Below are 25,330 nucleotides of genomic sequence, written 5' to 3' on the forward strand. Positions count from 1 at the left end.
GGCAAACCTCATGCCCTTGCCGGGTCGGCAGAGAACAGTGAATAAAAAACAAGGAAAATCAATTTATTGATTTTCGGCTAATAACCACAAAGGGGGAGAAAAACCACGCTTTTTCTTCCCTTTGTCAACGGTATGAGGGCGCCGAATGGCGCCCTGTCGTTATGCGGTATGTCCTTGATGCTGCATGCGATTGGACAGCGGCCACCAGCACAGCAGGATCAGCAGCGCCATCGCGAACATCAGCAAGCCGAGGCTGAACTGCCCGGTTTGCGGCAGCATGGCGGAAAGCCAGGTCGCCAGACCGGACCCCATGTTCTGCATGCCGCCCACCAATGCGCCCGCCGCGCCGGCCAGGTAAGGGAACGGCTCCATCGCCCCGGTGGTCGCCAGCGGGAACAGCATGCCGGCGCCGAAGAAGAACAATGCGGCCGGCACGATCAGCGTCCAGATGTTCATTACGCCGAACCAGCCCGGGATCCACATCATCGCTCCCGCCAGCAGGCAGCTAATCACCGAATGCCACATCAGGGTGTGGAAGGTCTTGCCGTCGCGCCCGGCGTACCAGGCGCCGAAAAACGCCGCCGGGATCGGCAGAATGAACAGGATGCTGACGGTCAGGCCGCTCAGCCCCAACACACCGCCCATCAACACGCCGCAGCTGGCTTCAAATACCGCAATCCCCGCCAGCGCGCCGATCAGCATCACCAGATAGCAACTGAAGGTGCTGTCGCTCAACAGCTGGCGGAAACTGGCCAGCATGCGGCGTTTTTCTGTCTGGACCGGACGGGTCTCCGGCAGCCAGCGGAACATCGCGAAGGCGACGCAGGCGCACAGCGCCAGCAGGAAGGCGTAACAGGCTCGCCAGCCGAACACCATCGCCAGCGCGCCGCCGATCACCGGCGCCAACAGCGGGCTGACCAAAATCCCCATATTCAGCAGGCTGTTGGCATAGCGCAGCGCGGTGCCGGCATACAGATCGCGCGGCATGGTGCGCGCCATCACGCCCGCCACGCCGGTGCCCATGCCCTGGATGGCGCTGGCGGCGACCAGCATCGTCAGGTTGGTGGACAGCAGCGCGCCCAGCGCCCCCACCAGGAAGATCATCATGCCGGTCAGGATCACCGGACGACGCCCGATACGATCCGATATCGGCCCGTAAATCAGCTGGGAGAAACCGTAGGTCAGCAGATACGCCGCCATCACCCGCTGCACGGCGCCGGTGCGCACCGACAGATCGTGAGCGATGTCAGCAATGACGGGAACATAAATGGTTTGCGCCATCTGACCGACGGCGACCAACAGGATAAGCATCACCAGCAGGTGAAAGTTCTCTAGTTTTCTCATTATCTTCGTTAACGTTTCAACTCGTCACAGCGTCCCGGTATGGCCGTTGCAGCAGCCAGAACGGCGAGCAGCCCTCTATGGCGGCATAAGCTAATCAAATCTGATTTTTTTATCGAGTTTCAGACAAATATTGATCCAGGTCACACTGGCAGCAAACCCGACCAGGCTCGTAAATTAAACTGTACGTCTAACGCTTTGGGGGTAAAAATTAGCGCGTTTGCAGTAGCTGCGCTTTAGCATTTAATCGATAATTATTTTCATCAACTTGAAATAAAATAACACCATAGGGATTTGGTTCATGAAAACACCTGAGCTGATTTTATTGCAGTTAAAGGCTCTCGGCCCGCACTCCGCCAAAATGCTGGCGGAGCGTCTGGACATCACGCCGATGGGCATCCGACAACATCTGCAATCCCTGGAAAAACGTGAGCTGGTTTGTTACGAAGAAGCGCGCAGCAAGGTCGGCCGCCCGACGCGCTACTGGTCGCTGACCGAGCGGGGGCACGCCTACACGGCCGACGATCAGGAGCGACTGCGGGAATCCGCGCTGCAGCTGTTTGGCGGCGCCGGCGTGGAACCGTTGCTCATCGCGCGCGAAGAGCAGCTTTATCTGCGCTATGCCGAAGAGCTGTCCGCCGAGCGCAGCCATCAGGATCGGCTAACCCGCCTGGTTCGCCTGCGGCAACACGACGGTTACATGGCCGAATTGCTCGATCATCCGCACGGTGCGCTGCTGGTGGAAAACCACTGTCCGATCGGCGTGGCCGGTTCCAACTGCAGCAGCCTGTGCAATTCCGAGCTGCAGCTGTTTCACCGCCTGTTCGGCAACGACTACCGGGTAGAGCGCACCGCGCACGCCATTTCCGGCTCACGACATTGTGCTTATTTGATTCGACCACGGGAGCTTTAGAGTATGGCTGAATGGGTAAACGGCAAGGTTACGCAGGTAAAACAATGGACCGACGGGCTGTTCAGCCTGGTGGTAAATGCCCCCATCGATCCTTTCACCGCCGGGCAATTCGCCAAGCTGGCGCTGGAGATCGACGGTGAACGGGTGCAGCGCGCCTACTCCTACGTCAATGCCCCCGATGACGCCAACCTGGAGTTCTATCTGGTCACGGTGCCGGAAGGTAAACTGAGCCCGCGTCTCAATCAGCTGCAGCCGGGATCGGACCTGATGGTGACCAAAGAAGCCGCCGGCTTCTTCGTGCTGGACGAGGTGCCCGACTGCGACACGCTGTGGATGCTGGCGACCGGCACCGCCATTGGCCCCTATTTATCGATTCTGCAGCAAGGCGCCGGCCTTGAGCGCTTTAACAACCTGGTGCTGGTGCACGCCGCGCGTTTTGCGCGCGACCTGAGCTACCTGCCGCTGATGCAGCAACTGCAGCAACGCTACAACGGCAAGCTGCGCATCCAGACCGTCGTCAGCCGTGAAGAGACGCCCGGCTCACTGACCGGCCGCGTGCCGGCGCTGATCGAGGACGGCCGACTGGAAGCGGCGATCGGCTTAGCCATCGACGCCGAAACCAGCCACGTGATGCTGTGCGGCAACCCGCAAATGGTGCGAGATACGCAGCAAACGCTGAAAGACCAACGCCAGATGCGCAAGCACCTGCGCCGCAAGCCGGGCCATATCACCAGCGAACACTACTGGTAACCCGGCGGGGATCAGCGGAACTTCACCGGTTCGGCTTCCGGGCCGAACCGATTGTCTCCCGGCGTGCCGACGAAGGCACCCAAATCGATCATCATCATCACGATAATCAGCGTCGGAATGAAACGCCCGACGCCCCATTGCCAGATCGGCGCCAGCATCTGCCAGTTCCCCGCCGCCAGCATCCACGCCAGGATCAGCAGCAGCGCCCACCAGCCGGCCTTGTTGCGATCGTGCAGGCGCTTGACCAGCACCGCCGCCGTCGGCCACAGCAGCGCCACGATAAAGAAAGCGATGGATTGGATGGCGATCAGTTGATAGTTGGCCAGCGTAAACGCCGCCGCCATCAGCACCAGCCACAGCCCCATCCAGATCCAGAAGTCGCGCCGCCCGATGCGGCCCTTAAAAGAAAAACACCACTGTTGTAACGTCATCGATTCCTGCGCTCTAAGCCTGCCCATATTCTGCGCCGCAGTGTAACATAGGCGCTGCCGGGCCGAGTTTTCCGCCTCGCATAACGCGGCGCGCCGCACAGCTTTCTCGTCAGCGAACCGATAATGGCGTGGGATCTTTGACAAGGCCTGCGGGTTATCGCTTTAATCGGAGCCATCTTTGTCCTTGATGCCATACGCCATGCTGAGAAAAACCCTCGCCATCGCCTGCCTGCTGCAGGCCGCCGCCAGCGCCTGGGCCGAACCGCCCGCCGCCGAAGCGAAACCGACCGCGCCTTACCTGCTGGCCGGCTCGCCGACGTTCGACCTGACGGTGATCAAATTCCGCGAAAAGTACAACCGCGACAACCCGAAGCTGCCGATTGGCGAATTCCGCGCCATTCCCGCCGCCGAAGACGATTCGCCGCTGCTGACGCGCGCCGCCAGTAAACTCAACGAAAACCTGTACGCCTCCACCGCACTGGAGAAAGGTACCGGTAAAATCAAAACGTTGCAGATCACACATCTGCCGCTGCAGCAGGCCAATGAAGAAAAAGCCGCGCGCACCATCGCCATCAACTACATGGCGGCGCTGATGCGTCAGTTCGAACCGGCGCTGACGGTGGAACAGAGTCAGAACAAGGTGAACAGCCTGCTGGAAAAAGGCAAAGGATCGCGTTTTTACCAACAGCAAGTCGGCGCCATTCGCTATGTCGTCTCGGACAACGGCGATAAAGGGGTCACCTTCGCGGTTGAACCGATTAAGCTGGCGCTTTCCGAGCCGTAACGGCGCGGCATTTAATGACGAAAAGCAAAGCCTTCGCGCTTAATGATCTCTATACTGTTGGGCAGGTAAACTGCCGGTCCGGCAGTTGTCATTTCGACTCTCGCGTTCCCTAGTTGGAGGAAAAAACATGCGTCATCCATTAGTTATGGGTAACTGGAAGCTTAACGGCAGCACCCACATGGTCAACGAACTGATCGCCGGTCTGCGCAATGAGCTGAGCAGCGTTGACGGCTGTGGCGTCGCCATCGCCCCGCCGGTGATGTATCTGGATCAGGCCAAGCACGCGCTGGCCGGCAGCCGCATCGCGCTGGGCGCGCAGAACGTGGACGTTAACCTGTCCGGCGCCTTCACCGGTGAAGTTTCCGCCAACATGCTGAAAGACGTCGGCGCTCAGTACATCATCATCGGCCACTCCGAGCGTCGCACCTACCACAAAGAAAGCGACGAAGTGATCGCCGAGAAATTCGCCGTGCTGAAAGAAGCCGGTCTGATCCCGGTGCTGTGCATCGGTGAAACCGAAGCGGAAAACGCAGCGGGCAAAACCGAAGAAGTGTGTGCGCGCCAGATCGACGCCGTACTGAAAACGCTGGGCGCACCGGCGATGAAAGGCACCGTGATCGCCTATGAGCCGGTCTGGGCCATCGGTACCGGCAAATCCGCCACCCCTGCGCAAGCGCAGGCCGTGCACAAATTTATCCGCGATCACATCGCCAAACACGATGCCGCGGTCGCCGCTGAAATCATCATCCAGTACGGCGGTTCGGTGAACGACAAGAACGCCGCAGAGCTGTTCTCCCAGCCGGACATCGACGGCGCGCTGGTGGGCGGCGCCTCGCTGAAAGCCGACGCTTTCGCCGTGATCGTCAAAGCCGCTGCCGCAGCGAAAAAAGCCTGATTGTCTTAGGCTTGCCATAAAAAAACCCCGGCAAGCCGGGGTTTTTTATTGCCGCTCAAACGGGATCAGCGTTTGCTTATCTCGTCGAAGACGCCGCCGGTGGCGAAGTGCACCTTCTGCGCTTCGGTCCAACCGCCGAAGGTGTCATCCACGGTGAACAGCTTCAGCTGCGGGAACTGACCGGCGAACTTGGCCGCCACCGCCGCATCGCGCGGGCGATAATAGTGCTGCGCCGCGATAGTCTGCCCTTCCGGCGAATACAGATACTTCAGGTAGGCGGTCGCCACGTCGCGGGTGCCGCGTTTATCGACCACCTTATCCACCACCGACACCGTCGGTTCGGCCAGAATCGATTCGCTCGGGGTGATGATCTCGAACTTGTCTTTGCCCAGCTCTTTCTCCGCCAGCAGCGCTTCGTTTTCCCAGGCGATCAGCACGTCGCCGATGCCGCGCTCAACGAAGGTGTTGGTCGAGCCGCGCGCGCCGGAATCCAGCACTTCTACGTTCTTGTACAGGTCTTTGACGAACGCCTGCGCCTTGGCCTTATCGTTGTTGTTGTGATGCAACGCGTAGCCCCAGGCGGCGAGGTAGTTCCAGCGGGCGCCGCCGGAGGTTTTCGGATTCGGGGTGATCACCGACACGCCCGGCTTGATCAAGTCAGGCCAGTCATGAATTTGTTTCGGGTTGCCTTTGCGCACCAGGAAGACGATGGTCGACGTGTAAGGCGCCGAGTTGTCCGGCAGGCGTTTTATCCAGTCTTTCTCAATGCGCCCGCGTTCGGCGATGGCGTCGACGTCATAGGCCAACGCCAGCGTCACCACGTCGGCCTCGATGCCGTTGATCACCGAAGTCGCCTGTTTGCCGGAGCCGCCGTGCGACTGACGCACCGTCACCTTGTCGCCGGTTTCCGCCTGGTAGTGCTTGCTGAATGCCGTGTTGTAAGCCTGATAGAACTCACGCGTCGGATCGTATGACACGTTCAGCAACTGAATATCCTTCGCCATGGCGCCGGACGCCAACAGCACCAATGTCAGACCTACACCCCATTTACGCATCGACAGGCTCTCCCAGAAAATTAACGCAACCTCAATCGGTTGATTTAGCATCAGAGCCTGCCAGAAACTTTCCCGGCAATTAAAGAATAAAAAATTTTGGGCTAGATGATTCTGGAATATGTCACCGGCGAGCATAAAAAAGCCCCCGCAAGCGGAGGCTTTCGGCGCGCGGTGAGCGGCGAATCAGTACAGCTTTTTCGCCGTTTCCAGCCAGTCGCCCTTGAACGGACGCTTCATGTTTTCGATCGCGTCGATGATGTCGTGATGCACCATCTTTTCGTTCTGGATACCGACGCAGCGGCCGCCGTAACCCTGCAGCAGCAGTTCGATGGCGTAGGCGCCCATGCGCGAGGCCAGGATGCGGTCATAGGCGACCGGTGAACCGCCGCGTTGAATGTGGCCCAGCACGGTAGCGCGGGTTTCACGCTTGGTTTCCTGCTCGATGTGGCGCGCCAACTCATCGATGTCGCAGATGTGCTCGGTGATCGCTACGATGGCGTGCTTTTTGCCCTTGGCGATACCGGCCTTGATTTCGCACACCAGATCTTCGCGATTAAATTCGATTTCAGGCAGCACGATGAATTCGCAGCCGCCGGCAATCGCCGCCGCCAGCGTCAGATCGCCGCAGTAACGGCCCATCACTTCCACGATAGAGATGCGCTGGTGCGACGAGGAGGTATCGCGCAGGCGGTCGATCGCTTCCACCACGGTTTCCAGCGCGGTGAAGTAACCGATGGTGTAGTCGGTACCGGCGACATCGTTATCGATGGTGCCTGGCAGGCCGATGCACGGGAAGCCTTCTTCCGTCAGGCGTTTGGCGCCCATGTAGGAACCGTCGCCGCCGATCACCACCAGCGCGTCGATACCGCGATTCTTCAGGTTTTCAATCGCCTTGGCGCGCACGTTTTCATCCCTGAATTCCGGGAAGCGGGCAGAGCCGAGGAAGGTGCCGCCGCGATTGATCATGTCGGACACGCTATAGCGGTCCAGCTGCTCCATGCGATCTTCGTACAAGCCAAGGTAGCCATCGTAAATACCAAAAACTTCCAGACCTTCTGAAAGCGCAGAACGCACAACGCCGCGGATTGCAGCGTTCATACCCGGCGAATCACCGCCGCTCGTCAGTACACCGATTTTCTTGATCATGACTACCTCTGAACTGTGTAGATGCAATTTCTTAAGAATTCTGTCTCCGCCGATCGTCTTGAAACCTCTCCGGCTGCAGAAAACCAGCTTTACGGCTTATTGCTGGATATTATATCAAAAACACCCAGCTGAATTGATTCAAGTCACGCAATATAACGGTTAAAACACCGCATGGCACGCTGAGCTAACTCAGATATTCATGATAATACGTTGCGCTATGCCTCTATATGATTATAGCTCCCAATGCCCCTGCCTACCCGGCGGCACCACGGAGCACGGATCCAGGTGAATGATGACGTCCGCCCCTGCAAAACGTTGCCGCAGGGCTTGTTCCACCTGATCGGCCAACCGGTGCGCCTCGCGCAGCGGCAGCGTGTCCTCCATCTCCAGATGCAGCTGGATGAAACGCGTCGGCCCCGACTGACGCGTGCGCAGATCGTGTGCGCCTTTCACGCCGGGCCAGGAGGAAACCACGGCGATAATCGCCTGGCGCTCGTCATCCGGCAACGCCCGATCCAACAGCGACTGCACCGCTTCATAGCCCATGCGCAACGCGCTATAGAGGATGTAAACGCCGATGCCCAGCGCGAACAACGCATCCGCCCGTTGGAAGCCGTACCAGCTTAGCCCAAGAGCGATAAGAATAGCACCATTCATCATGACATCTGACTGATAATGCAGCATATCTGCGCGTACGGCCTGACTGCGCGTTTTTCTGACCACCCAGCGTTGATAGGTGACCAGAATCAGCGTGCTGACCAACGCGATCACCGTCACCACGACCCCGACGCCGGGATCGCGCAGCGTTTGCGGCGCATACAAGTGCTGGAAGCCGGTGAGGAACAAAAACAGGGCGGAGCCGGAAATAAACATGCTCTGCGCCAGCGCCGCCAGCGATTCCGCTTTGCCGTGGCCGAAGGTGTGCTCGGCATCGGCCGGCTGTAGCGAATAGCGCACCACCAGAAGGTTGGTCAGCGAGGCGGCGATATCGACCAACGAATCCACCAGCGCCGCCAACAGGCTGACCGAACCGGTGTGGTACCAGGCGACGATTTTGATCAACAGCAGCGACGACGCCAGCGCGGTTGCGGCCAACGCGGCGGACTTTACCAGGCGTGCATAGCGCTGTTCCATAAGGGGCCCCGGCCAAAAGGTGTGGCGCTCAATATAGCGAAATGTCGGATAAAAAAAACCCCGCCATCATGGCGGGGAAGACAGGGATGGTGTCTATGGCAAGGAAAAACAGGGGACTACTCAGTCGTACTTCACTTCTGGGCAGAAGCTTGCTGCAAACCAGAAATTTGTTGCTCCATCTGCTGCATGCGCTGCTGATGTTTCTGGTCTAAAACACTTTTTTGCTCTGGCGTCAGCAGGTTATACATTTGGTTGCGCACCCGGGCCATTTCGACCTGGCGCTTGACCTGCTGTTGGGCCATCTTTTCCGCCTGGGCGTACACGGCGGCTTCGTCAAATTTCTCTGCGGTCACCAGTTTATGCATGGCTTCCATTTCAGCTACATTGACACCAGGCAGATCGTGCCGGGCCTGGCGCATCAAATCGCGCATTTGCTGGCGCTGCTGTTCGCTGAGGCTGACACCGTCGAACATATGGTGCTGGCCGGGTATTCGGGTCATCGCGTCGTTGCCGGGAGGTTGGGCTGTGTCCGGTATAGTGTCGGCAGCGAAGGCAGCGGTCGAACCAATTGCCAGCAGTGATGCCATAACTAATGCGGTCACCTTACGCATTTCAACTCCTCAAGCTTTCTCACTTTGCGAATCAACGAGGAGCAGTGTACCGCCACACCTGAAAACCTGCGTCAGTGCATGTAAAACTACGTAAAGTCATGGAATGGCAACAGTTGATGACGTATTTTGCGTCTGGAGGTAAATCATAATGAACAAGATTCTGTTAGTTGACGACGACCGCGAGTTGACCTCGCTGTTAAAAGAACTGCTTGAAATGGAAGGTTTTAATATCGTCGTCGCGCACGATGGCGAGCAGGCGTTGTCGCTGCTGGACAGCTCCGTCGATCTGCTGCTGCTCGACATCATGATGCCGAAGAAAAACGGCATCGATACGCTGAAAGAACTGCGCCAACATCACCAAACGCCGGTCATCATGCTGACCGCGCGCGGCAGCGAGCTGGACCGCGTGCTGGGCCTGGAGCTGGGCGCCGATGATTACCTGCCGAAACCCTTCAACGATCGCGAGCTGGTCGCGCGCATTCGCGCCATTCTGCGCCGTTCTAACTGGAGCGAACAGCAGCAACAGGTCGACAGCGGCGCCCCGACGCTGGATGTCGATGGCCTGCAGCTGAACCCCGGCCGCCAGGAGGCCAGCTTCGACGGCCAGGTGCTGGATCTGACCGGCACCGAGTTCACCCTGCTGTATCTGCTGGCGCAGCATCTCGGCCAGGTGGTGTCGCGCGAACTGCTGAGCCAGGAAGTGCTGGGCAAACGCCTGACTCCGTTCGATCGCGCTATCGACATGCACATCTCCAACCTGCGGCGTAAGCTGCCGGATCGCAAAGACGGGCATCCGTGGTTCAAAACCCTGCGCGGGCGTGGTTATTTGATGGTATCTGCAACATGATCAACAGTTTGACGGCACGCATCTTCGCCATTTTCTGGTTCACGTTAGCCCTGGTGCTAATGCTGGTGCTGATGGTGCCCAAGCTCGACTCCCGCCAAATGACCTCGCTGCTCGACAGCGAGCAGCGGCAGGGGTTGATGCTGGAACAGCACGTCGAGGCCGAGCTGCAAAACGATCCGGCCAACGATCTGATGTGGTGGCGCCGCCTGTTCCGCGCCATCGATAAATGGGCGCCGCCGGGCCAACGCCTGCTGCTGGTCACCAGCGAAGGCCGGGTGATCGGCGCGCAGCGCAACGAAATGCAGATCGTCCGCAACTTCATCGGCCAATCCGATAACTCGGATCATCCGAAGAAGAAAAAATACGGCCGCGTCGAGCTGGTCGGGCCGTTCGCGGTACGCGACGGCGAAGACAACTACCAGCTGTACCTGATCCGTCCCGCCAACAGCCCGCAATCCGATTTCATCAACCTGATGTTCGACCGGCCGCTGCTGCTGCTGATCGTCACCATGCTGATCAGCGCCCCGCTGCTGCTGTGGCTGGCCTGGAGCCTGGCGAAGCCGGCGCGCAAGCTGAAGAACGCCGCCGATGACGTGGCGCGCGGCAACCTGAAGCAGCATCCGGAGCTGGAGGCCGGTCCGCAGGAGTTCCTGGCCACCGGCGCCAGCTTCAACCAAATGGTCAGCGCGCTGGAGCGCATGATGAACGCGCAGCAGCGGCTGATCTCGGACATCTCGCACGAGCTGCGCACGCCGCTGACTCGCCTGCAGCTGGCCACCGCGCTGATGCGCCGCCGCCACGGCGAAGGCCACGAACTGGCGCGCATCGAAACCGAAGCGCAGCGGCTGGATTCGATGATCAACGATCTGCTGGCGCTGTCGCGCGGGCAGCAGAAGGGCGAGCTGGCGCGCGAGCAGCTGAAGGCCAACGAACTGTGGGCCGACGTGCTGGACAACGCCCGTTTCGAAGCGGAACAGATGGGCAAGCAGCTGGAGATCGCTGCGCCGCCCGGCCCGTGGACGCTGTTCGGCAACGCGAGCGCGCTGGACAGCGCGTTGGAAAACATCGTGCGCAACGCCCTGCGTTATTCGCACACCCGCATCGCCGTGGCGTTCAGCGCCGACAATCAGGGCGTGACCATCCAGGTTGACGACGACGGCCCCGGCGTCAGCGCCGAAGATCGCGAGCAGATTTTCCGCCCGTTCTACCGCACCGATGAGGCGCGCGACCGTGAGTCCGGCGGCACCGGCCTTGGCCTGGCTATCGTCGAGGCGGCGGTCAATCAGCATCGCGGCTGGGTGAAGGCCGAAGACAGCCCGCTTGGCGGCCTGCGGCTGGTGCTGTGGCTGCCGCTGCATCATCAACGCCTATCGTCTAAGACAGAACAGTAAGAGTTTGCTATCCTGCGCCCCTCGTTCACGAGGGGCCTGCAACATGCTGAACATCGTTTTATTTGAACCCGAAATTCCACCCAATACCGGCAATATCATCCGCCTGTGCGCCAATACCGGCTTTAATCTGCATCTGATCGAACCGCTGGGTTTTCCGTGGGACGACAAGCGTCTGCGCCGCGCCGGGCTGGATTACCATGAGTTCACCCGCGTCCACCGTCATGCCGACTACGCCGCTTTTCTCGCCGCCGAGGATCCGCAACGGCTGTTTGCTCTCACGACCAAAGGCACGCCGGCGCACAGCGCCGTCAGCTATCAGGCCGGCGACTACCTGCTGTTCGGCCCGGAAACGCGCGGGTTGCCCGCCGACATCCTCGATGCGCTGCCCGCGCAGCAAAAAATCCGCATCCCGATGCAGGCGCAAAGCCGCAGCATGAACCTGTCGAATGCCGTCGCGGTGGTGGTTTATGAAGCCTGGCGGCAGTTGGACTATGCCGGCGCGCTGATCAAGGCGTAATCCACAACGACGCGCCATACTGAAGGAGGCATCGTTGCGATGCTCTCTCCAGGAACGGCACATGGCTTTCGTCGAGGATATTGTCACCCCGCTTCGCCGGCTCGAGTCGGCGCTGAACGAGGCGCTACAGCGGCTGCAACAGGCGCCGGACAGCGAAGCGCTGCACGATTTGCGCGTCAGTCTGCGCCGTATCCGCAGCCTGCTGCGCCCGTTGCACGGTTGCCCCGGCGCAACGCGGCTCGATCGGGCCGCCGCCCAGTTGGGCAGGCTCACGACGCCGCTGCGCGATCTCGAGGTGCTGATCGCTGAACTGGCGCACCATCATCTGGATTGGCAGGCCAACGTGCGCCAGAGCGATTTTCAGGCCCGCTGCCGCCAACTGCTCGCCAACCCGCAGCTCATCAGCTTCCCTTCGCTATTGCACGCCTGGCCGCACCGCTTTCGCCGCACCGCGCAACGCGCCGCCAAACACCGTGTGAACCGACGCCTGCAGCGCCAGCAGCGGCAATTGCGCCGGGCATTGGCTGATACCGGCTACGATCGCCACCGTCTGCGGCTGCTGGTTAAACGCCTGCGTTACGCGGCCGAAGCCTACCCGCAACGCCTTCCCCTTTCTCCCGCCGCGATGGAGAGCCTGAAAGCGGCGCAAAATGCCCTCGGTGATTGGCACGACCGGGAGGTTTGGTGCCTGCAAGCCGAACATCAGGCGGATCTCTGGCCATTGTTGCCACAGTGGCAAGCTGAGCTACGCCTGACGCTGGCCAGAGCGGATGCCTCACTCGCCGCCTTATCACCGACGCTGGCGACAAAAACCGGCGGCGCATCACGATCCTGAAAAAAGGCCGCGACAGGGCACGCCCGGCCCCGAAAATGCCCGCTACGCCGCAGATAATGCGCTATGTTTTGTAAGGGTAATCACCACTCATCATAGGAAACCACATGAAAAAACAACGCTTGAGCGTTGCCATGGCCGTTCTGGCAGCGGGCCTGTTGCTGGCGGGCTGTTCGTCCAAAGTCACCCAAACGTCGCAATATTCGGGCTTCTTGTCCGATTACAGCAAACTGCAGGAAACCACCTCGCCAAGCGGTCATAAAACGCTGCGCTGGGTAGATCCGAGCTACAAGGAATCCAACTATCGCGGCATCTATTTCCAACCGGTGGTCTATTTCCCGGCGGAGAAACCCACGGCGCGCGTCAGCCAGGACACGTTGAACAAGATTAAGGCCTACGCGACCCAGCGGATCAAAACCGCGCTGCAGAACCGCTTTACCATTCTGCCAAGCCCGGCGGGCTCGCGCGTGCTGGTGGCCAAACTCGCCATCACCGCCGTTTCGGCCGAAAACGAAGACATGAAGTTCTATGAGGTGGTGCCGGTCGCTGCGGTGGTTGCCAGCACCATGGCGGCTACCGGGCACCGGACGCAAAATACCGCGCTGTATATCGAAGGCGAGTTGATCGACCAGGATACCGGTAAAACGGTGATGGAAGTGGTGCGCAAGGCCTACGGTAAAACCGTCAACAACGACAGCACGCCGGTCACGGCGGATGACGTCAAGGCGGCGATCGACGATATCGTTACCGATATCACCCAGTTCCCGAAACAGGGCTGACCGCCGCTTGAAAAACACAGGGGGAGCCGAAGCTCCCCCTGAATGGACCCGCAGGCACGGCTTAGATGCCGTCGCCGTACTCGAATCCGTGGTTGGTGCCGTTGAAGTATTGATCCATATCCATCGACGGCGTATCGCTCTCCGGGCGCCCGACGATACGCGCCGGTACGCCGGCGGCAGTGGTATGCGGCGGCACCGCCTGCAAGACCACCGAGCCCGCGCCAATCTTGGCGCCCTTGCCCACTTCGATATTGCCGAGAATTTTGGCGCCGGCGCCAATCATCACCCCTTCGCGAATTTTCGGGTGACGGTCGCCGCTGGTTTTACCGGTACCGCCCAGGGTGACCGACTGCAGAATAGAGACGTTGTTTTCCACCACCGCCGTTTCACCAATCACGATGCCGGTGGCGTGGTCGAGCATGATGCCGCAGCCGATGGTCGCCGCCGGGTGGATGTCTACGCCGAAGGCGACGGAAATTTGATTTTGCAGGTAGATCGCCAGCGCTTGCCGCCCTTGCTGCCACAGCCAGTGGCCGATGCGGTAAGCCTGCAGCGCGTGGAACCCTTTCAGGTAAAGCAGCGGCGTGGAGTATTTATCGACCGCCGGGTCACGCAGCCGCACCGCGAGAATATCGCGCGCCGCCGAAACGATCATCTGATTGTCGGACTTGTAGGCCTCTTCCACCACCTCGCGCACCGCGATGGCGGGCATGATCGGCGTCGCCAGCTTGTTGGCCAACATATAGCTGAGCGCGCTGCCCAGGTTCTCATGCTTGAGCAACGTCGCATGGAAAAAGCTGGCCAGCATCGGTTCACAATCAGCCAGTGCTCGCGCTTCTGATTTAATGCTGTTCCAGACCTGTTCCAACTCTTCTGACGACATCACATACCCCTTTGCCTTGCCAAACGGGCCGCTTCACACGGTGGCGCGGAGCGGCCCAGGTCATTTGCGGGGTCAGCATTCCGCTGCCCCGACATATCGTTTTATGTCACGCGCTGGGTTTTTCGTCCTTTCGGGCTCGCCCCAGCAGGCTCAGCGCCGCTTCGCGGGCGTCCTTGTGGCAGTAAAGCACCTGATAGATCTGTTCGGTGATCGGCATTTCCACGCCGTGCCGCTGCGCCAACGCCAACACCTCTTTGGTATTGCGATAGCCCTCGACCACCTGACCGATGCTGTCCTGCGCTTCCTGCACGCCTTTGCCCTGCCCTAGCATAATACCGAAGCGGCGGTTGCGCGACTGGTTGTCCGTGCAGGTTAGCACCAGATCCCCCAGCCCCGCCATGCCCATGAACGTCGAAGGATCGGCGCCCAGAGCAGAACCCAGACGGCTCATTTCCGCCAGCCCACGCGTAATCAACGCGGTGCGGGCGTTGGCGCCGAAACCGATGCCGTCGGACATGCCGGCGCCGATGGCGATCACGTTCTTCACCGCGCCGCCAAGCTGAACGCCGATGAAGTCGGGATTGCTGTAGACGCGGAAGCTCTTGCCGCAGTGCAGCAGCTGTTGCAGATCGTCGGCGAACTGCGCATCGGTCGCCGCCAGCGCAATCGCCGTCGGCAGGCCGGCGGCCAGCTCTTTGGCGAACGTCGGCCCGGAGAGCACCGCCAGCGGGATCGCCTCGCCCAACGCCTCACGCGCCACGTCCTGCAGCAACCGGCCGGTTTCAGCCTCCAGCCCCTTGGTGGCCCACACGATGCGGGCGTCAGGGCGCAGATGCGGCTTCAGCTGGCGCAACACGTCGCCGAACACATGGCTCGGCACCACCACCAGCACGTCGCGGCTGGCAGCCAGCGCACGCGCCAAATCGGCTTCAAGCAGCAGGGTATCGGGGAAAGGAACGTCGGGCAGAAATGCCTGATTGCAGCGATCGCGCTGCAACGTTTGAATTTGCGCGGGGTTATGCCCCCACAACACCACGGTGTGGCCGTTACGCGCCAGCGTGATGGCCAATGCGGTGCCGTACGAGCCGGCACCGATGACAGTCATTGAAGCATTGACGGTGTTCATCAGGCATCCTGATGTGGTGCGGCACCTTCGCCTTCCGCCTGCTGCTGCAGATAGTTCATGAACAGCGCGTCAAAGTTGACCGGTGCCAGGTTCAGCTGCGGGAATGTGCCGCGGGAAACCAAGCTGGTGATGCACTCGCGCGCATACGGGAACAAGATGTTCGGGCAGTATGCGCCCAGGCAATGCGCCAGCTGCGTGCCTTCGATGCCTGCTACCGAGAAGATGCCCGCCTGTTGCACTTCGCACAGGAACGCCGTCTCTTCGCCCAGGGTCGCCGTCACGGTTACGCGCAGTACCACTTCATACACTTCGTCAGCCAGTTGGCTGGACGCGGTATCCAGATCAAGTTTAACTTCCGGCTGCCATTCCTGCTGGAAAACCTGCGGCGCGTTCGGCGCTTCGAAGGAGATGTCCTTGGTATAAATACGTTGGATCTGGAAAGCCATTTCAGTGCTGTTTTGTTCTGACATGTGAGTAATACCCTTGGTTAAACGTCCTTATTGACACTCGGTGAACCGGCAAGCTGCTTAAAGCAGCGGATCCAGGCCGCCGCGAGCATCGAGTTCATATAAATCATCACAGCCGCCGATATGCCGGCCGTCGATGAAAATCTGCGGCACGGTGGTGCGCCCGCTGCGCTCGATCATCACTTCGCGCTTGGCGTTATCGCCGTCGATGGCGATCTCGTTAAACGCCGCGCCCTTGCTGTTCAACAGCGCCTTGGCGCGATGGCAGAACGGGCAAGTCGCTTTGGTGTAGATATCAATGTTAGCCATGGATTGCCACCTCAAATAGGTTTAACGGTTACTTGCCGCGCACCAGCGGCAGGTTTTCTCCGCTCCAGCCGGCGATGCCGTCTTTCAGCATCGTCACCTTTTCAAAACCGGCCTTGCTCAGGTTCTCCGCCGGTTCGCGGGAGGCGGTGCCGTTGGCGCACACGACGATGATCGGCTGCGCTTTGTGTTTTTCCAGCTCGCCCAGGCTGCCGCTTTTGATTTCGCTGGCGGTCAGGTTGATGGCGCTGGCCAGGTGACCACGGCGAAAATCGTCGCGGCTGCGGGTGTCGACCACCACGGCATCTTCTTTGTTGATCAGGCGGATAGCTTCACCGCGAGCGATCTCTTTGACCTTGGAGAAACGGCTTTTGAAGGTCATGACGATCACGGCGACCAGCAGAGCGATCCAAGCCAGGCTCAGAATAGGGTGTCTGCTTACGAATGGCATAATTTCTTGCAGCATGGGGTGTAACAACTCCCGTCAGTTAAGGGATAAATAAGTCAAGGTTCCAGAGTATACCTGCCGAGTGCGGCAAATACAGCCAATAAGCAAGCGCGATTGTAGAAACTGCGGGCTGCGCTGAGAAATTCCCGAGGTCAGAGCATAAAAGCCCGCGCGATTCGCCGCAACCTTGATCTCTTTGGGCTATTTATCGCCGGTGGCGGTGTAAAATCAGCCGGTTTTTCGAGGGCGAACAGCCATGCTTCCGGCGGGCGCATGGCTATTCGCAGCTTAAAAAGTTCATAAGAGGTCAATGCAATGTCGAGTAACAAAAAACCGATGGTACTGGTGATCCTGGACGGTTACGGCCACCGTGAAGAGCGGCAGGACAACGCGATCCTGAACGCCGGCACCCCGGTGATGGATCGCCTGTGGCGGGAGCAGCCGCATACGCTGATCGCCGCTTCAGGGCTGGATGTCGGCCTGCCCGACGGCCAAATGGGCAACTCCGAAGTCGGCCACGTCAACCTAGGCGCCGGGCGCATCGTATACCAGGATCTGACCCGGCTGGACAAAGCGATCGCCGACGGCGACTTCTTCGCCAATCCGGTCCTGACCGCCGCCGTCGATAAGGCCGTGGCGGCCGGCAAAGCGGTGCATATCATGGGCCTGCTGTCGCCGGGCGGCGTGCACAGCCACGACGAGCACATCCTGGCCATGATTAAACTGGCCGCCCGGCGCGGCGCCAAAGCCGTCTATCTGCATGCCTTCCTCGACGGACGCGACACGCCGCCGCGCAGCGCCGAAGCCCCGTTGCTGCGCTGCCGCGAGGCCTTCGCCACGCTGGGCGTCGGGCGCATCGCTTCACTCATTGGGCGCTACTACGCCATGGATCGCGACAACCGTTGGGATCGCGTGCAGCTGGCCTATGACCTGCTGACCGCGGCCAAAGGCGACTACGTGGCCGACGATGCGGTAGCCGGTTTGCAGGCCGCCTACCAGCGCGGTGAAAACGACGAGTTCGTCAAACCGACCGTCATTCGCGCCGCCGGCGAGGCCGATGCCGCGATGCAGGACGGCGATGCGTTGATCTTCATGAACTTCCGCGCTGACCGCGCGCGCCAGATCACCCGCGCCTTCGTGAACGCGGATTTCGACGGTTTCCCACGCGCCAAACAGGTGCAGTTCGGCGATTTCGTGATGCTGACCGAGTACGCCGCCGACATCGACACCGCCTGCGCCTATCCGCCGGCGTCGCTGGCCAACACCTTCGGCGAATGGCTGATGAAGCACGACAAAACCCAGCTGCGCATCTCGGAAACCGAAAAATACGCCCACGTCACCTTCTTCTATAACGGCGGCGTGGAAGCGCCGTTCAAAGGGGAAGACCGCGTGCTGGTCAATTCGCCGAAGGTCGCCACCTACGATCTGCAGCCTGAGATGAGCGCCGCCGAACTGACCGACAAACTGTTGACCGCCATCCGCAGCGGCAAATACGACGCCATTATCTGCAACTACCCGAACGGCGACATGGTGGGGCATACCGGTGTGTATGAAGCGGCGGTCAAAGCGGTGGAAACGCTGGACGCCTGCATCGCCCAGGTGGTTGACGCGGTGCGCGACGTCGACGGTCAGTTGCTGATCACCGCCGATCACGGCAACGCCGAGCAGATGCGCGATCCGGCCACCGGCCAGGCGCATACCGCCCACACCAGCCTGCCGGTGCCGCTGATTTACGTCGGCAAACCGGCGCAGGCGGTCGAAGGCGGCAAGCTTTCGGACATCGCACCAACCCTGTTAACGCTGATGGGAATGGAAATCCCGCAAGAGATGACTGGTAAGCCGCTGTTCATCGTGGAATAATCCTTCTCCATGAGGGAGAAGGCGTTTTTTGCACTATCAAGGGTAACCCGAAGCGCAAACGCAGGCAGCCGGCCGCTGCCTGAACGCACCGCGCCAAGGACGTTCACCGCCATGTGCGCCAGCGTATTTTGCGCTGGCGTCTTGCTGTTGCCGCTCGCCGGCCAGGCGGCGGAAGACAATAAATCCCAGTTGAAAGACATCCAGCAGAGCATCGCCGAGAAAGAAAAAGCGGTGAAGCAGCAGCAGCAACAACGCAGCTCGCTGCAGGATCAGCTGCGTCAACAGGAAAAAACCATCGCCCAGGCCAGCCGCCAGTTGCGCGACACCCAGGGCACGCTCACCCAGTTGGGCAAGGACATTTCCGGCCTGAACGCCTCGATAGCCAAACTGCAAAAGCAGCAATCGACCCAGCAAAACCTCCTCGCCAAACAGCTCGACGCCGCCTTCCGGCAAGGGCAGCACAGCGCCGTGCAGCTGATCCTCAGCGGTGAAGAAAGCCAGCGCAGCGAACGTATTCTGGCCTATTTCGGCTATCTGAATGAAGCGCGCCAGAAAACCATCGAAGAGTTGAAACAGACCCGCGCCGAGCTGGCGAAGCAAAAAACCACGCTGGTGGCTAAACAGGGCCAGCAAAAATCCTTACTGAGCGAACAACAGACACAGCAGCAGAAGCTGGAGCAGGCGCGCGGCGCCCGCAAGAAAACGCTGACCGCGCTGGAAGCTTCGCTGGAAAAAGACCAACAACGCCTGGTGGAACTGCGCCAAAACGAAGCCCGCATGCGCGACAAGATCGCCCGGGCGGAGCGCGAAGCCCGCGCGCGCGCCGAACGCGAAGCGCGTGAAGCGGCCAAAGTGCGCGAACAGGTGCGCATCAAGGAACAGCAGGCGAAGAAAACCGGCACCACCTACAAACCTAGCGAAGCCGATCGCTCGCTGATGGCGCGAACCGGCGGCCTCGGCCGTCCGGCCGGCCAGCTGATGTGGCCGGTGCGCGGCCGCACGCTGCACGGCTTTGGCGAGCAGCAGCAGGGCGAGCTACGCTGGAAAGGCATGGTGATCGAAGCCCGCGAAGGCAGCGAAGTGAAAGCCGTCGCCGATGGCCGCGTGCTGCTGGCCGACTGGCTGCAAGGCTATGGCCTGATGGTGGTGGTCGAACACGGTAAAGGCGACATGAGCGTGTACGGCTATAACCAAAGCGCGTTGGTCAACGTCGGGGCGCAGGTGCGCGCCGGCCAGCCGATCGCTCTGGTCGGCACCAGCGGCGGCCAGGGAACGCCGTCGCTCTATTTCGAAATCCGTCGTCAGGGACAGGCGGTTAACCCACTGCCGTGGTTGGGAAGATAGATTTGCGCTATGTCAAAACCCGTACAGCTCTGTTAATGGGCTGTCTGCTGCAGGCTTACGCTGCGCAGGCAGGAAAACTCTCCATCGTCATCGATGACGTGGGCTACCGCCCCCACGAAGAAAACGCGGTGCTGCAAATGCCGACGGCGATCTCGGTCGCAGTCTTGCCCAACGCGCCGCATGCCCGCCTGATGGCCACCCGCGCCCACAGCCAGGGCCGCGAAGTGCTGATCCACATGCCGATGGCGCCGCTCAGCAAGCAGCCGCTGGAGCGCGATACCCTGCAGCCCGCCATGAGCAGCGACGAGATCCAGCGCATCATCCGCAACGCGGTGAACAACGTGCCTTACGCGGTCGGCATGAACAACCACATGGGCAGCGCCATGACTTCCAGCCTGCCGGGCATGCAGAAAGTGATGCAGGCGCTCGAAAGCTACCGTCTGTACTTCCTCGACAGCATGACCATCGGCAACAGCCAGGCGACCCGCGCCGCGGCCGGCACCGGCGTGAAGGTGATCAAACGCAAGGTGTTCCTCGACGATACCGCGAACGAAGCCGATATCCGCCGTCAGTTCAACCGCGCGGTTGAATTGGCGCGGCGCAACGGTTCCGCCATCGCCATCGGCCACCCGCGCCCGGCAACGGTGAAAGTACTGCAGCAGATGCTGCCGTCGCTGCCCGCCGATATCGTGCTGGTCAAACCGAGCGCGCTGCTGAACGAACCGCAGGGCAACGGTGGCGGCAGCTACGTCCCGCCGCCGGTCAAACCGCAAAAACCGCAGCCGAAGAACCCGTTCAGCGGCGGCATCAAACAGTGCAAGGTCAAACCGCCGAAGGAAAAAACCAACGCCGGCACCGCGCTGGGCGTTATCGCCGACAGCATTGCCACCTCGCCGCCGGTGACCTTCATCAAGCGTCATTGGCAGCACTGGACGCAAACCAAACCGCAAGCATAAAAAAAGGGCCGGAATTCCGGCCCTTTTCACGCCTGCCGAGATCAATCCCAGCTCAGCACCACTTTGCCCGACTTGCCGGAGCGCATGGCGTCGAAGCCCTGCTGGAACTCGTCGATCGAGAAACGGTGGGTGATGATCGGGGTCAAATCCAGACCGGACTGGATCAGCGCCGCCATCTTGTACCAGGTCTCAAACATTTCGCGGCCGTAAATCCCTTTGATAAACAGCCCTTTGAAAATCACCTGGTTCCAGTCGATCGACATATCCGAAGGCGGAATGCCCAGCATGGCGATGCGCCCGCCGTGGTTCATGGCGTTCAGCAGCGTGCGGAACGCCGGCGGCGCGCCGGACATTTCCAGACCGACGTCGAATCCTTCGGTCATGCCCAGCTCGGCCATCACGTCGTTGAGGTTTTCCTTGCTGACGTTCACCGCGCGGGTCACGCCCATCTTGCGCGCCAGTTCCAGACGGTATTCGTTAACGTCGGTGATCACCACATGACGGGCGCCGACGTGTTTGCACACCGCCGCCGCCATGATGCCGATCGGACCGGCGCCGGACACCAGCACGTCTTCCCCGACCAGATCGAACGACAGCGCAGTATGCACCGCGTTGCCGAACGGATCGAAGATCGAAGCCAGTTCGTCGGAGATGTTATCCGGGATCTTGAAGGCGTTGAACGCCGGGATCACCAGATATTCCGCGAAGCTGCCCGGACGGTTCACGCCCACGCCGATGGTGTTGCGGCACAGGTGCGTGCGGCCGCCGCGGCAGTTGCGGCAGTGGCCGCAGGTGATGTGGCCTTCGCCGGACACGCGATCGCCGATGCTGAAGCCTTTGACTTCCTGACCGATCGCCACCACTTCGCCCACGTATTCATGGCCGACCACCATCGGAACCGGAATGGTTTTTTGCGACCACTCGTCCCAGTTGTAGATATGCACATCGGTGCCGCAGATCGCGGTTTTGCGGATTTTGATCATGATGTCGTTGTGGCCCAGCTCCGGCTGAGGCACGTCGGTCATCCAAATCCCTTCTTCCGCTTTCAGTTTTGACAGTGCTTTCATGGTTTTACCTTATGCAATAACGCCAAGATCCTTACCGATACGTGTAAACGCCGCCACTGCGCGTTCGATTTGCTCCGGGGTGTGGTCGGCGGACATCTGGGTGCGGATGCGCGCCTGGCCTTTCGGCACCACCGGATAGAAGAAACCGGTCACATAGATGCCTTCCTTGAGCAACGCATTGGCGAATTCCTGCGCCAGCTTCGCCTCCCCCAGCATGACCGGGATGATGGCGTGATCGGCGCCGGCCAGGGTGAAGCCGGCGGCGGTCATTTTTTCGCGGAACAGACGCGCGTTGGCCCACAGGCGATCGCGCAGCGCATCACCCTCTTCCAACAGTTCCAGCACTTTGATCGACGCGGCGACGATCGCCGGCGCCAGCGAGTTGGAGAACAGGTACGGGCGCGAGCGCTGGCGCAGCCACTCCACCACTTCTTTCTTGGCGGCGGTGTAGCCGCCGGACGCGCCGCCCAGCGCCTTGCCTAACGTACCGGTAATGATATCGACGCGGCCCATCACTTCGCAGTATTCATGGGTGCCGCGCCCGTTGGCGCCGACAAAGCCCACCGCGTGGGAATCATCCACCATCACCAGCGCCTGATACTCGTCCGCCAGATCGCAAACCCCTTTCAGGTTGGCGATCACGCCGTCCATCGAGAACACGCCGTCGGTGGCGATCAGAATGTGGCGCGCGCCGTCGGCTTTGGCCTGTTTCAGCTGCGCGGCCAGCTCGGCCATGTCGTTATTGGCGTAGCGATAGCGCTTGGCCTTGCACAGCCGCACGCCGTCGATGATCGACGCATGGTTCAACGCATCGGAGATAATGGCGTCTTCCGGGCCGAGCAGGGTTTCGAACAGCCCGCCGTTGGCGTCGAAGCAAGAGGAGTACAGGATCGCGTCTTCCATGCCCAAAAAGGCCGCCAGTTTCTGTTCGAGCTGCTTGTGGCTGTCCTGGGTGCCGCAGATGAAGCGCACCGACGCCATGCCGAAACCGTGGCTGTCCATCCCCGATTTGGCGGCGGCGATCAGCGCCGGATGGTTGGCCAGGCCCAGGTAGTTATTGGCGCAGAAGTTGATCACATGGCTGCCGTCGGCGACGGCGATGTCCGCCTGTTGCGCGGAGGTAATGATGCGTTCTTCCTTGAACAGCCCTTCACTGCGCGTGGCGGCAAGCTGTTGTTCCAACTGCTGATAAAAAGACGCTGACATTCGGTTATCTCCAGGATTGGGCTAATTGCGGCATATTTTACTGATTTGTAACCAAACTGACGAGAATGCGCGGGAGAGAATATTAAAATTGCAGCAGATATCACGGCAAACGGCGGACTTCAATGGCAATGCGGGATATTCGGAGCCCTTCCGCTGTTTGCCGCGGCATGAAATGCTATGATAACCGCCATTGAGCGTGGGGCATTGTGCCCCACCAGGCAGCTTAGCAGGGGTAACCCAATGATTATCGTTACTGGCGGCGCCGGCATGATCGGCAGCAACATCATTAAGGCACTGAACGACAAGGGATATCGCGATATCCTGGTGGTGGACAACCTGAAAGACGGCACCAAGTTCGTCAACCTGGTCGATCTGGACATCGCCGACTATATCGATAAAGAAGACTTTATCGCCAGCATCGTGGCCGGCGACGATCTGGGCGAGATCGAAGCGGTGTTCCACGAAGGCGCCTGCTCTGCGACCACCGAGTGGGACGGCAAGTACATGATGGACAACAACTATCAGTACTCCAAAGACCTGCTGCACTACTGCCTGGATCGCGAAATTCCGTTCCTGTACGCCTCCTCCGCCGCCACTTACGGCGGCCGCGAAGAGTTTATCGAAGAGCGTCAGTATGAAGCGCCGCTCAACGTGTACGGTTATTCCAAATTCCTGTTCGATCAGTACGTGCGTGAGATCCTGCCGGAAGCGGACTCGCAGATCTGCGGCTTCCGCTACTTCAACGTTTACGGCCCGCGTGAAGGCCACAAAGGCAGCATGGCCAGCGTCGCCTTCCACCTGAACACCCAGATCAACCGCGGCGAAAACCCGAAACTGTTCGCCGGCAGCGAGAACTTCAAGCGTGACTTCATCTACGTCGGCGACGTGGCGGCGGTCAACCTGTGGTTCTGGGAAACCGGCAAATCCGGCATCTTCAACTGCGGCACCGGCCGGGCGGAAACCTTCCAGGCGGTGGCTGACGCGGTGGTGGACTTCCATCAGCAAGGCGCGGTGGAATACATCGAGTTCCCGGAGAAGCTGAAGGGCCGCTATCAGGCGTACACCCAGGCCGATCTGACCAAGCTGCGCGCCGCCGGCTACGACGCACCGTTCAAAACGGTCGCCGAAGGCGTGAAAGAGTACATGGCCTGGTTGAACCGCACCGCATAAGCTGAAGGAATTAACGCTGGGTATGAAAATACTGGTTATCGGCCCTTCTTGGGTTGGCGACATGATGATGTCGCAAAGTCTCTATCGCACCCTGAAGGCCGAATATCCGACGGCGGAGATCGATGTGATGGCGCCGGCCTGGTGCCGCCCGTTGCTGGCGCGCATGCCGGAAGTCAATCAGGCGCTGGCGATGCCGCTGGGCCACGGCGCGCTGGGGCTCGGCGAACGCCGCCGCCTGGGGCGCGCTCTGCGCGCCAACCGTTACGATCGCGCTTACGTTCTGCCCAACTCGTTCAAATCCGCGCTGGTGCCTTTCTTCGCCGATATCCCGCAGCGCACCGGCTGGCGGGGCGAAATGCGCTACGGCCTGCTGAACGACGTGCGCGTGCTCGACAAGGCGGCTTTCCCGCTGATGGTGCAGCGCTATGTGGCGCTGGCCTATGACAAAGGCCGCGTTCAGCGCGCCGACGATCTGCCGCAGCCGCTGCTGTGGCCGCAGCTGCGGGTGAGCGACGAAGAGATCGCCGAAACCACCTCAGCCTTCAACCTGACCGACAGCCGCCCGATCGTCGGCTTCTGCCCAGGCGCGGAGTTCGGCCCCGCCAAGCGCTGGCCGCACTATCACTACGCGGCGCTGGCTCAACGGCTGATCGAGAGCGGCTATCAAATCGCGCTGTTCGGTTCGGCAAAAGACCATGAGGCCGGCGAACAGATCCGCGCCGCGTTGCAGGACGACGCGCGCGATTTCTGCCTTAATCTGGCCGGAAAAACCCAGCTGGAGCAGGCGGTGATCCTGATCGCGGCCTGCCGGGCGGTGGTCAGCAACGACTCCGGTTTAATGCACGTTGCCGCAGCGTTGAACAAACCGCTGATAGCCTTGTACGGCCCAAGCAGCCCCGACTTCACGCCGCCGCTCTCCGACAAGGCGCGGGTGATTCGCTTAATCAGCGGCTACCACAAGGTGCGTAAGGGCGATGCCGAACAGGGGTATCACCAAAGTTTGATCGATATTCAGCCGCAGCAAGTGTTGGATGCGCTGACGCCGTTGCTTGTCGCCAGCGAGGAATAGTC

The 25,330-nt window shown here is 60.4% G+C and carries 27 protein-coding genes; 14 read left to right on the forward strand and 13 right to left on the reverse strand.

Annotated elements, in window-relative coordinates; translation table 11 throughout:
* Positions 1-159: 159 nt before the first annotated feature.
* Complete coding sequence (gene emrD / locus CPH57_RS20210; RefSeq protein ID WP_096242678.1) at positions 160-1,344, reverse strand: multidrug efflux MFS transporter EmrD; 1,185 nt, start codon at positions 1,342-1,344, stop codon at positions 160-162.
* 298 nt (positions 1,345-1,642) lie between these two features.
* On the opposite strand from emrD, the gene CPH57_RS20215 reads away from it, so the two are divergent.
* On the forward strand, positions 1,643-2,254 hold the full coding sequence (locus tag CPH57_RS20215; RefSeq protein WP_033631328.1) for a metalloregulator ArsR/SmtB family transcription factor: 612 nt from the start codon (positions 1,643-1,645) through the stop codon (positions 2,252-2,254).
* Between the two features lie 3 nt (positions 2,255-2,257).
* A complete protein-coding gene (gene fpr / locus CPH57_RS20220) occupies positions 2,258-3,004 on the forward strand; it encodes a ferredoxin--NADP(+) reductase (protein ID WP_096242679.1) in 747 nt (248 codons plus the stop codon).
* 11 nt (positions 3,005-3,015) lie between these two features.
* Here the strand turns inward: fpr and CPH57_RS20225 are convergent, their stop codons facing one another.
* Positions 3,016-3,435, reverse strand: coding sequence for a DUF805 domain-containing protein (locus CPH57_RS20225; RefSeq protein ID WP_016929710.1), 420 nt, complete (start codon positions 3,433-3,435; stop codon positions 3,016-3,018).
* Positions 3,436-3,634: 199 nt separating this feature from the next.
* On the opposite strand from CPH57_RS20225, the gene CPH57_RS20230 reads away from it, so the two are divergent.
* Both CPH57_RS20230 and tpiA read left to right on the forward strand, forming a co-directional pair.
* Positions 3,635-4,219 (forward strand): DUF1454 family protein, encoded by a 585-nt coding sequence (locus CPH57_RS20230; RefSeq protein WP_096242680.1) that lies wholly within the window; start codon positions 3,635-3,637, stop codon positions 4,217-4,219.
* 127 nt (positions 4,220-4,346) lie between these two features.
* The gene (gene tpiA, locus CPH57_RS20235) at positions 4,347-5,114 is read left to right on the forward strand and encodes a triose-phosphate isomerase (protein WP_004931113.1); all 768 of its coding nucleotides are present in this window, start codon (positions 4,347-4,349) and stop codon (positions 5,112-5,114) included.
* 65 nt (positions 5,115-5,179) lie between these two features.
* Here tpiA and CPH57_RS20240 read toward each other — a convergent pair whose 3' ends face one another.
* The 4 genes from CPH57_RS20240 to cpxP form a co-directional block, all read right to left on the reverse strand.
* Positions 5,180-6,169, reverse strand: a complete 990-nt coding sequence (locus tag CPH57_RS20240) for a sulfate ABC transporter substrate-binding protein (protein ID WP_033645235.1) — start codon at positions 6,167-6,169, stop codon at positions 5,180-5,182.
* Between the two features lie 183 nt (positions 6,170-6,352).
* Entirely contained in the window at positions 6,353-7,315 is a 963-nt protein-coding gene (gene pfkA, locus CPH57_RS20245; protein WP_004931116.1) for a 6-phosphofructokinase, read from the reverse strand.
* Between the two features lie 231 nt (positions 7,316-7,546).
* The gene (gene fieF / locus CPH57_RS20250; RefSeq protein WP_033631333.1) at positions 7,547-8,449 is read right to left on the reverse strand and encodes a CDF family cation-efflux transporter FieF; all 903 of its coding nucleotides are present in this window, start codon (positions 8,447-8,449) and stop codon (positions 7,547-7,549) included.
* 131 nt (positions 8,450-8,580) lie between these two features.
* Entirely contained in the window at positions 8,581-9,060 is a 480-nt protein-coding gene (gene cpxP / locus CPH57_RS20255) for a cell-envelope stress modulator CpxP (RefSeq protein ID WP_004931122.1), read from the reverse strand.
* A 148-nt stretch (positions 9,061-9,208) separates the two neighbouring features.
* Here cpxP and cpxR point away from each other — a divergent pair, with 148 nt between their 5' ends.
* The 5 genes from cpxR to CPH57_RS20280 all read left to right on the forward strand — a co-directional run bounded on the left by cpxR (position 9,209) and on the right by CPH57_RS20280 (position 13,426).
* Entirely contained in the window at positions 9,209-9,907 is a 699-nt protein-coding gene (gene cpxR / locus CPH57_RS20260) for an envelope stress response regulator transcription factor CpxR (protein ID WP_004931124.1), read from the forward strand.
* Positions 9,904-11,298 (forward strand): envelope stress sensor histidine kinase CpxA, encoded by a 1,395-nt coding sequence (gene cpxA, locus CPH57_RS20265; protein ID WP_015379421.1) that lies wholly within the window; start codon positions 9,904-9,906, stop codon positions 11,296-11,298. Before cpxR ends, cpxA begins: the two co-directional genes overlap by 4 nt.
* A 43-nt stretch (positions 11,299-11,341) precedes the next feature.
* Positions 11,342-11,815, forward strand: a complete 474-nt coding sequence (gene trmL / locus CPH57_RS20270; protein ID WP_033645205.1) for a tRNA (uridine(34)/cytosine(34)/5-carboxymethylaminomethyluridine(34)-2'-O)-methyltransferase TrmL — start codon at positions 11,342-11,344, stop codon at positions 11,813-11,815.
* A 61-nt stretch (positions 11,816-11,876) separates the two neighbouring features.
* Positions 11,877-12,650, forward strand: coding sequence for a CHAD domain-containing protein (locus CPH57_RS20275; RefSeq protein ID WP_096242681.1), 774 nt, complete (start codon positions 11,877-11,879; stop codon positions 12,648-12,650).
* 104 nt (positions 12,651-12,754) lie between these two features.
* Positions 12,755-13,426 carry a DUF3313 domain-containing protein gene (locus tag CPH57_RS20280; RefSeq protein ID WP_033645203.1) on the forward strand — a complete coding sequence of 224 codons (672 nt, stop codon included), beginning with the start codon at positions 12,755-12,757 and terminating at the stop codon, positions 13,424-13,426.
* Positions 13,427-13,487: 61 nt separating this feature from the next.
* On the opposite strand, the gene cysE is transcribed toward CPH57_RS20280, so the two are convergent.
* The 5 genes from cysE to CPH57_RS20305 form a co-directional block, all read right to left on the reverse strand.
* Positions 13,488-14,309: a serine O-acetyltransferase gene (gene cysE, locus CPH57_RS20285; RefSeq protein WP_025304676.1), complete on the reverse strand. Its 822-nt coding sequence runs from the start codon at positions 14,307-14,309 to the stop codon at positions 13,488-13,490.
* A 106-nt stretch (positions 14,310-14,415) separates the two neighbouring features.
* The gene (gene gpsA / locus CPH57_RS20290; protein WP_033645202.1) at positions 14,416-15,435 is read right to left on the reverse strand and encodes an NAD(P)H-dependent glycerol-3-phosphate dehydrogenase; all 1,020 of its coding nucleotides are present in this window, start codon (positions 15,433-15,435) and stop codon (positions 14,416-14,418) included.
* Entirely contained in the window at positions 15,435-15,905 is a 471-nt protein-coding gene (secB, locus tag CPH57_RS20295; RefSeq protein WP_004931139.1) for a protein-export chaperone SecB, read from the reverse strand. The genes gpsA and secB overlap by 1 nt, the downstream gene beginning before the upstream one ends.
* Positions 15,906-15,962: 57 nt before the next feature.
* Positions 15,963-16,211, reverse strand: a complete 249-nt coding sequence (gene grxC, locus CPH57_RS20300; RefSeq protein ID WP_004931142.1) for a glutaredoxin 3 — start codon at positions 16,209-16,211, stop codon at positions 15,963-15,965.
* 28 nt (positions 16,212-16,239) lie between these two features.
* Positions 16,240-16,674: a rhodanese-like domain-containing protein gene (locus CPH57_RS20305; RefSeq protein WP_033645201.1), complete on the reverse strand. Its 435-nt coding sequence runs from the start codon at positions 16,672-16,674 to the stop codon at positions 16,240-16,242.
* 297 nt (positions 16,675-16,971) lie between these two features.
* On the opposite strand from CPH57_RS20305, the gene gpmM reads away from it, so the two are divergent.
* Genes gpmM through CPH57_RS20320 form a run of 3 tightly spaced genes read left to right on the forward strand, consistent with a single transcriptional unit; the run spans position 16,972 to position 20,816 of the window.
* Positions 16,972-18,516: a 2,3-bisphosphoglycerate-independent phosphoglycerate mutase gene (gpmM, locus tag CPH57_RS20310; RefSeq protein ID WP_096242682.1), complete on the forward strand. Its 1,545-nt coding sequence runs from the start codon at positions 16,972-16,974 to the stop codon at positions 18,514-18,516.
* A gap of 9 nt (positions 18,517-18,525) precedes the next feature.
* A complete protein-coding gene (envC, locus tag CPH57_RS20315; RefSeq protein ID WP_028128084.1) occupies positions 18,526-19,860 on the forward strand; it encodes a murein hydrolase activator EnvC in 1,335 nt (444 codons plus the stop codon).
* A 2-nt stretch (positions 19,861-19,862) separates the two neighbouring features.
* Complete coding sequence (locus CPH57_RS20320) at positions 19,863-20,816, forward strand: divergent polysaccharide deacetylase family protein (RefSeq protein ID WP_047025852.1); 954 nt, start codon at positions 19,863-19,865, stop codon at positions 20,814-20,816.
* Positions 20,817-20,857: 41 nt separating this feature from the next.
* On the opposite strand, the gene tdh is transcribed toward CPH57_RS20320, so the two are convergent.
* Together tdh and kbl are read right to left on the reverse strand one after the other, a co-directional pair.
* On the reverse strand, positions 20,858-21,883 hold the full coding sequence (tdh, locus tag CPH57_RS20325) for an L-threonine 3-dehydrogenase (protein WP_033645198.1): 1,026 nt from the start codon (positions 21,881-21,883) through the stop codon (positions 20,858-20,860).
* A gap of 9 nt (positions 21,884-21,892) precedes the next feature.
* Entirely contained in the window at positions 21,893-23,089 is a 1,197-nt protein-coding gene (kbl, locus tag CPH57_RS20330; protein WP_033645197.1) for a glycine C-acetyltransferase, read from the reverse strand.
* A 240-nt stretch (positions 23,090-23,329) separates the two neighbouring features.
* On the opposite strand from kbl, the gene rfaD reads away from it, so the two are divergent.
* Positions 23,330-24,259, forward strand: a complete 930-nt coding sequence (gene rfaD, locus CPH57_RS20335) for an ADP-glyceromanno-heptose 6-epimerase (RefSeq protein ID WP_033645196.1) — start codon at positions 23,330-23,332, stop codon at positions 24,257-24,259.
* 22 nt (positions 24,260-24,281) lie between these two features.
* Positions 24,282-25,328: an ADP-heptose--LPS heptosyltransferase RfaF gene (gene rfaF / locus CPH57_RS20340; RefSeq protein WP_033645195.1), complete on the forward strand. Its 1,047-nt coding sequence runs from the start codon at positions 24,282-24,284 to the stop codon at positions 25,326-25,328.
* The last annotated feature ends 2 nt before the right edge of the window (positions 25,329-25,330 follow it).

This window comes from Serratia sp. JKS000199 (assembly GCF_900215455.1).
Taxonomy (GTDB): domain Bacteria; phylum Pseudomonadota; class Gammaproteobacteria; order Enterobacterales; family Enterobacteriaceae; genus Serratia; species Serratia ureilytica.

Coding starts and splice junctions, on each gene's coding strand:
- emrD (WP_096242678.1), bottom strand. CDS start 1,344: ATGAGAAAACTAGAGAACTTTCACCTGCTGGTGATGCTTATCCTGTTG.
- CPH57_RS20215 (WP_033631328.1), top strand. CDS start 1,643: ATGAAAACACCTGAGCTGATTTTATTGCAGTTAAAGGCTCTCGGCCCG.
- fpr (WP_096242679.1), top strand. CDS start 2,258: ATGGCTGAATGGGTAAACGGCAAGGTTACGCAGGTAAAACAATGGACC.
- CPH57_RS20225 (WP_016929710.1), bottom strand. CDS start 3,435: ATGACGTTACAACAGTGGTGTTTTTCTTTTAAGGGCCGCATCGGGCGG.
- CPH57_RS20230 (WP_096242680.1), top strand. CDS start 3,635: ATGCTGAGAAAAACCCTCGCCATCGCCTGCCTGCTGCAGGCCGCCGCC.
- tpiA (WP_004931113.1), top strand. CDS start 4,347: ATGCGTCATCCATTAGTTATGGGTAACTGGAAGCTTAACGGCAGCACC.
- CPH57_RS20240 (WP_033645235.1), bottom strand. CDS start 6,169: ATGCGTAAATGGGGTGTAGGTCTGACATTGGTGCTGTTGGCGTCCGGC.
- pfkA (WP_004931116.1), bottom strand. CDS start 7,315: ATGATCAAGAAAATCGGTGTACTGACGAGCGGCGGTGATTCGCCGGGT.
- fieF (WP_033631333.1), bottom strand. CDS start 8,449: ATGGAACAGCGCTATGCACGCCTGGTAAAGTCCGCCGCGTTGGCCGCA.
- cpxP (WP_004931122.1), bottom strand. CDS start 9,060: ATGCGTAAGGTGACCGCATTAGTTATGGCATCACTGCTGGCAATTGGT.
- cpxR (WP_004931124.1), top strand. CDS start 9,209: ATGAACAAGATTCTGTTAGTTGACGACGACCGCGAGTTGACCTCGCTG.
- cpxA (WP_015379421.1), top strand. CDS start 9,904: ATGATCAACAGTTTGACGGCACGCATCTTCGCCATTTTCTGGTTCACG.
- trmL (WP_033645205.1), top strand. CDS start 11,342: ATGCTGAACATCGTTTTATTTGAACCCGAAATTCCACCCAATACCGGC.
- CPH57_RS20275 (WP_096242681.1), top strand. CDS start 11,877: ATGGCTTTCGTCGAGGATATTGTCACCCCGCTTCGCCGGCTCGAGTCG.
- CPH57_RS20280 (WP_033645203.1), top strand. CDS start 12,755: ATGAAAAAACAACGCTTGAGCGTTGCCATGGCCGTTCTGGCAGCGGGC.
- cysE (WP_025304676.1), bottom strand. CDS start 14,309: ATGTCGTCAGAAGAGTTGGAACAGGTCTGGAACAGCATTAAATCAGAA.
- gpsA (WP_033645202.1), bottom strand. CDS start 15,435: ATGAACACCGTCAATGCTTCAATGACTGTCATCGGTGCCGGCTCGTAC.
- secB (WP_004931139.1), bottom strand. CDS start 15,905: ATGTCAGAACAAAACAGCACTGAAATGGCTTTCCAGATCCAACGTATT.
- grxC (WP_004931142.1), bottom strand. CDS start 16,211: ATGGCTAACATTGATATCTACACCAAAGCGACTTGCCCGTTCTGCCAT.
- CPH57_RS20305 (WP_033645201.1), bottom strand. CDS start 16,674: ATGCTGCAAGAAATTATGCCATTCGTAAGCAGACACCCTATTCTGAGC.
- gpmM (WP_096242682.1), top strand. CDS start 16,972: ATGTCGAGTAACAAAAAACCGATGGTACTGGTGATCCTGGACGGTTAC.
- envC (WP_028128084.1), top strand. CDS start 18,526: ATGAGGGAGAAGGCGTTTTTTGCACTATCAAGGGTAACCCGAAGCGCA.
- tdh (WP_033645198.1), bottom strand. CDS start 21,883: ATGAAAGCACTGTCAAAACTGAAAGCGGAAGAAGGGATTTGGATGACC.
- kbl (WP_033645197.1), bottom strand. CDS start 23,089: ATGTCAGCGTCTTTTTATCAGCAGTTGGAACAACAGCTTGCCGCCACG.
- rfaD (WP_033645196.1), top strand. CDS start 23,330: ATGATTATCGTTACTGGCGGCGCCGGCATGATCGGCAGCAACATCATT.
- rfaF (WP_033645195.1), top strand. CDS start 24,282: ATGAAAATACTGGTTATCGGCCCTTCTTGGGTTGGCGACATGATGATG.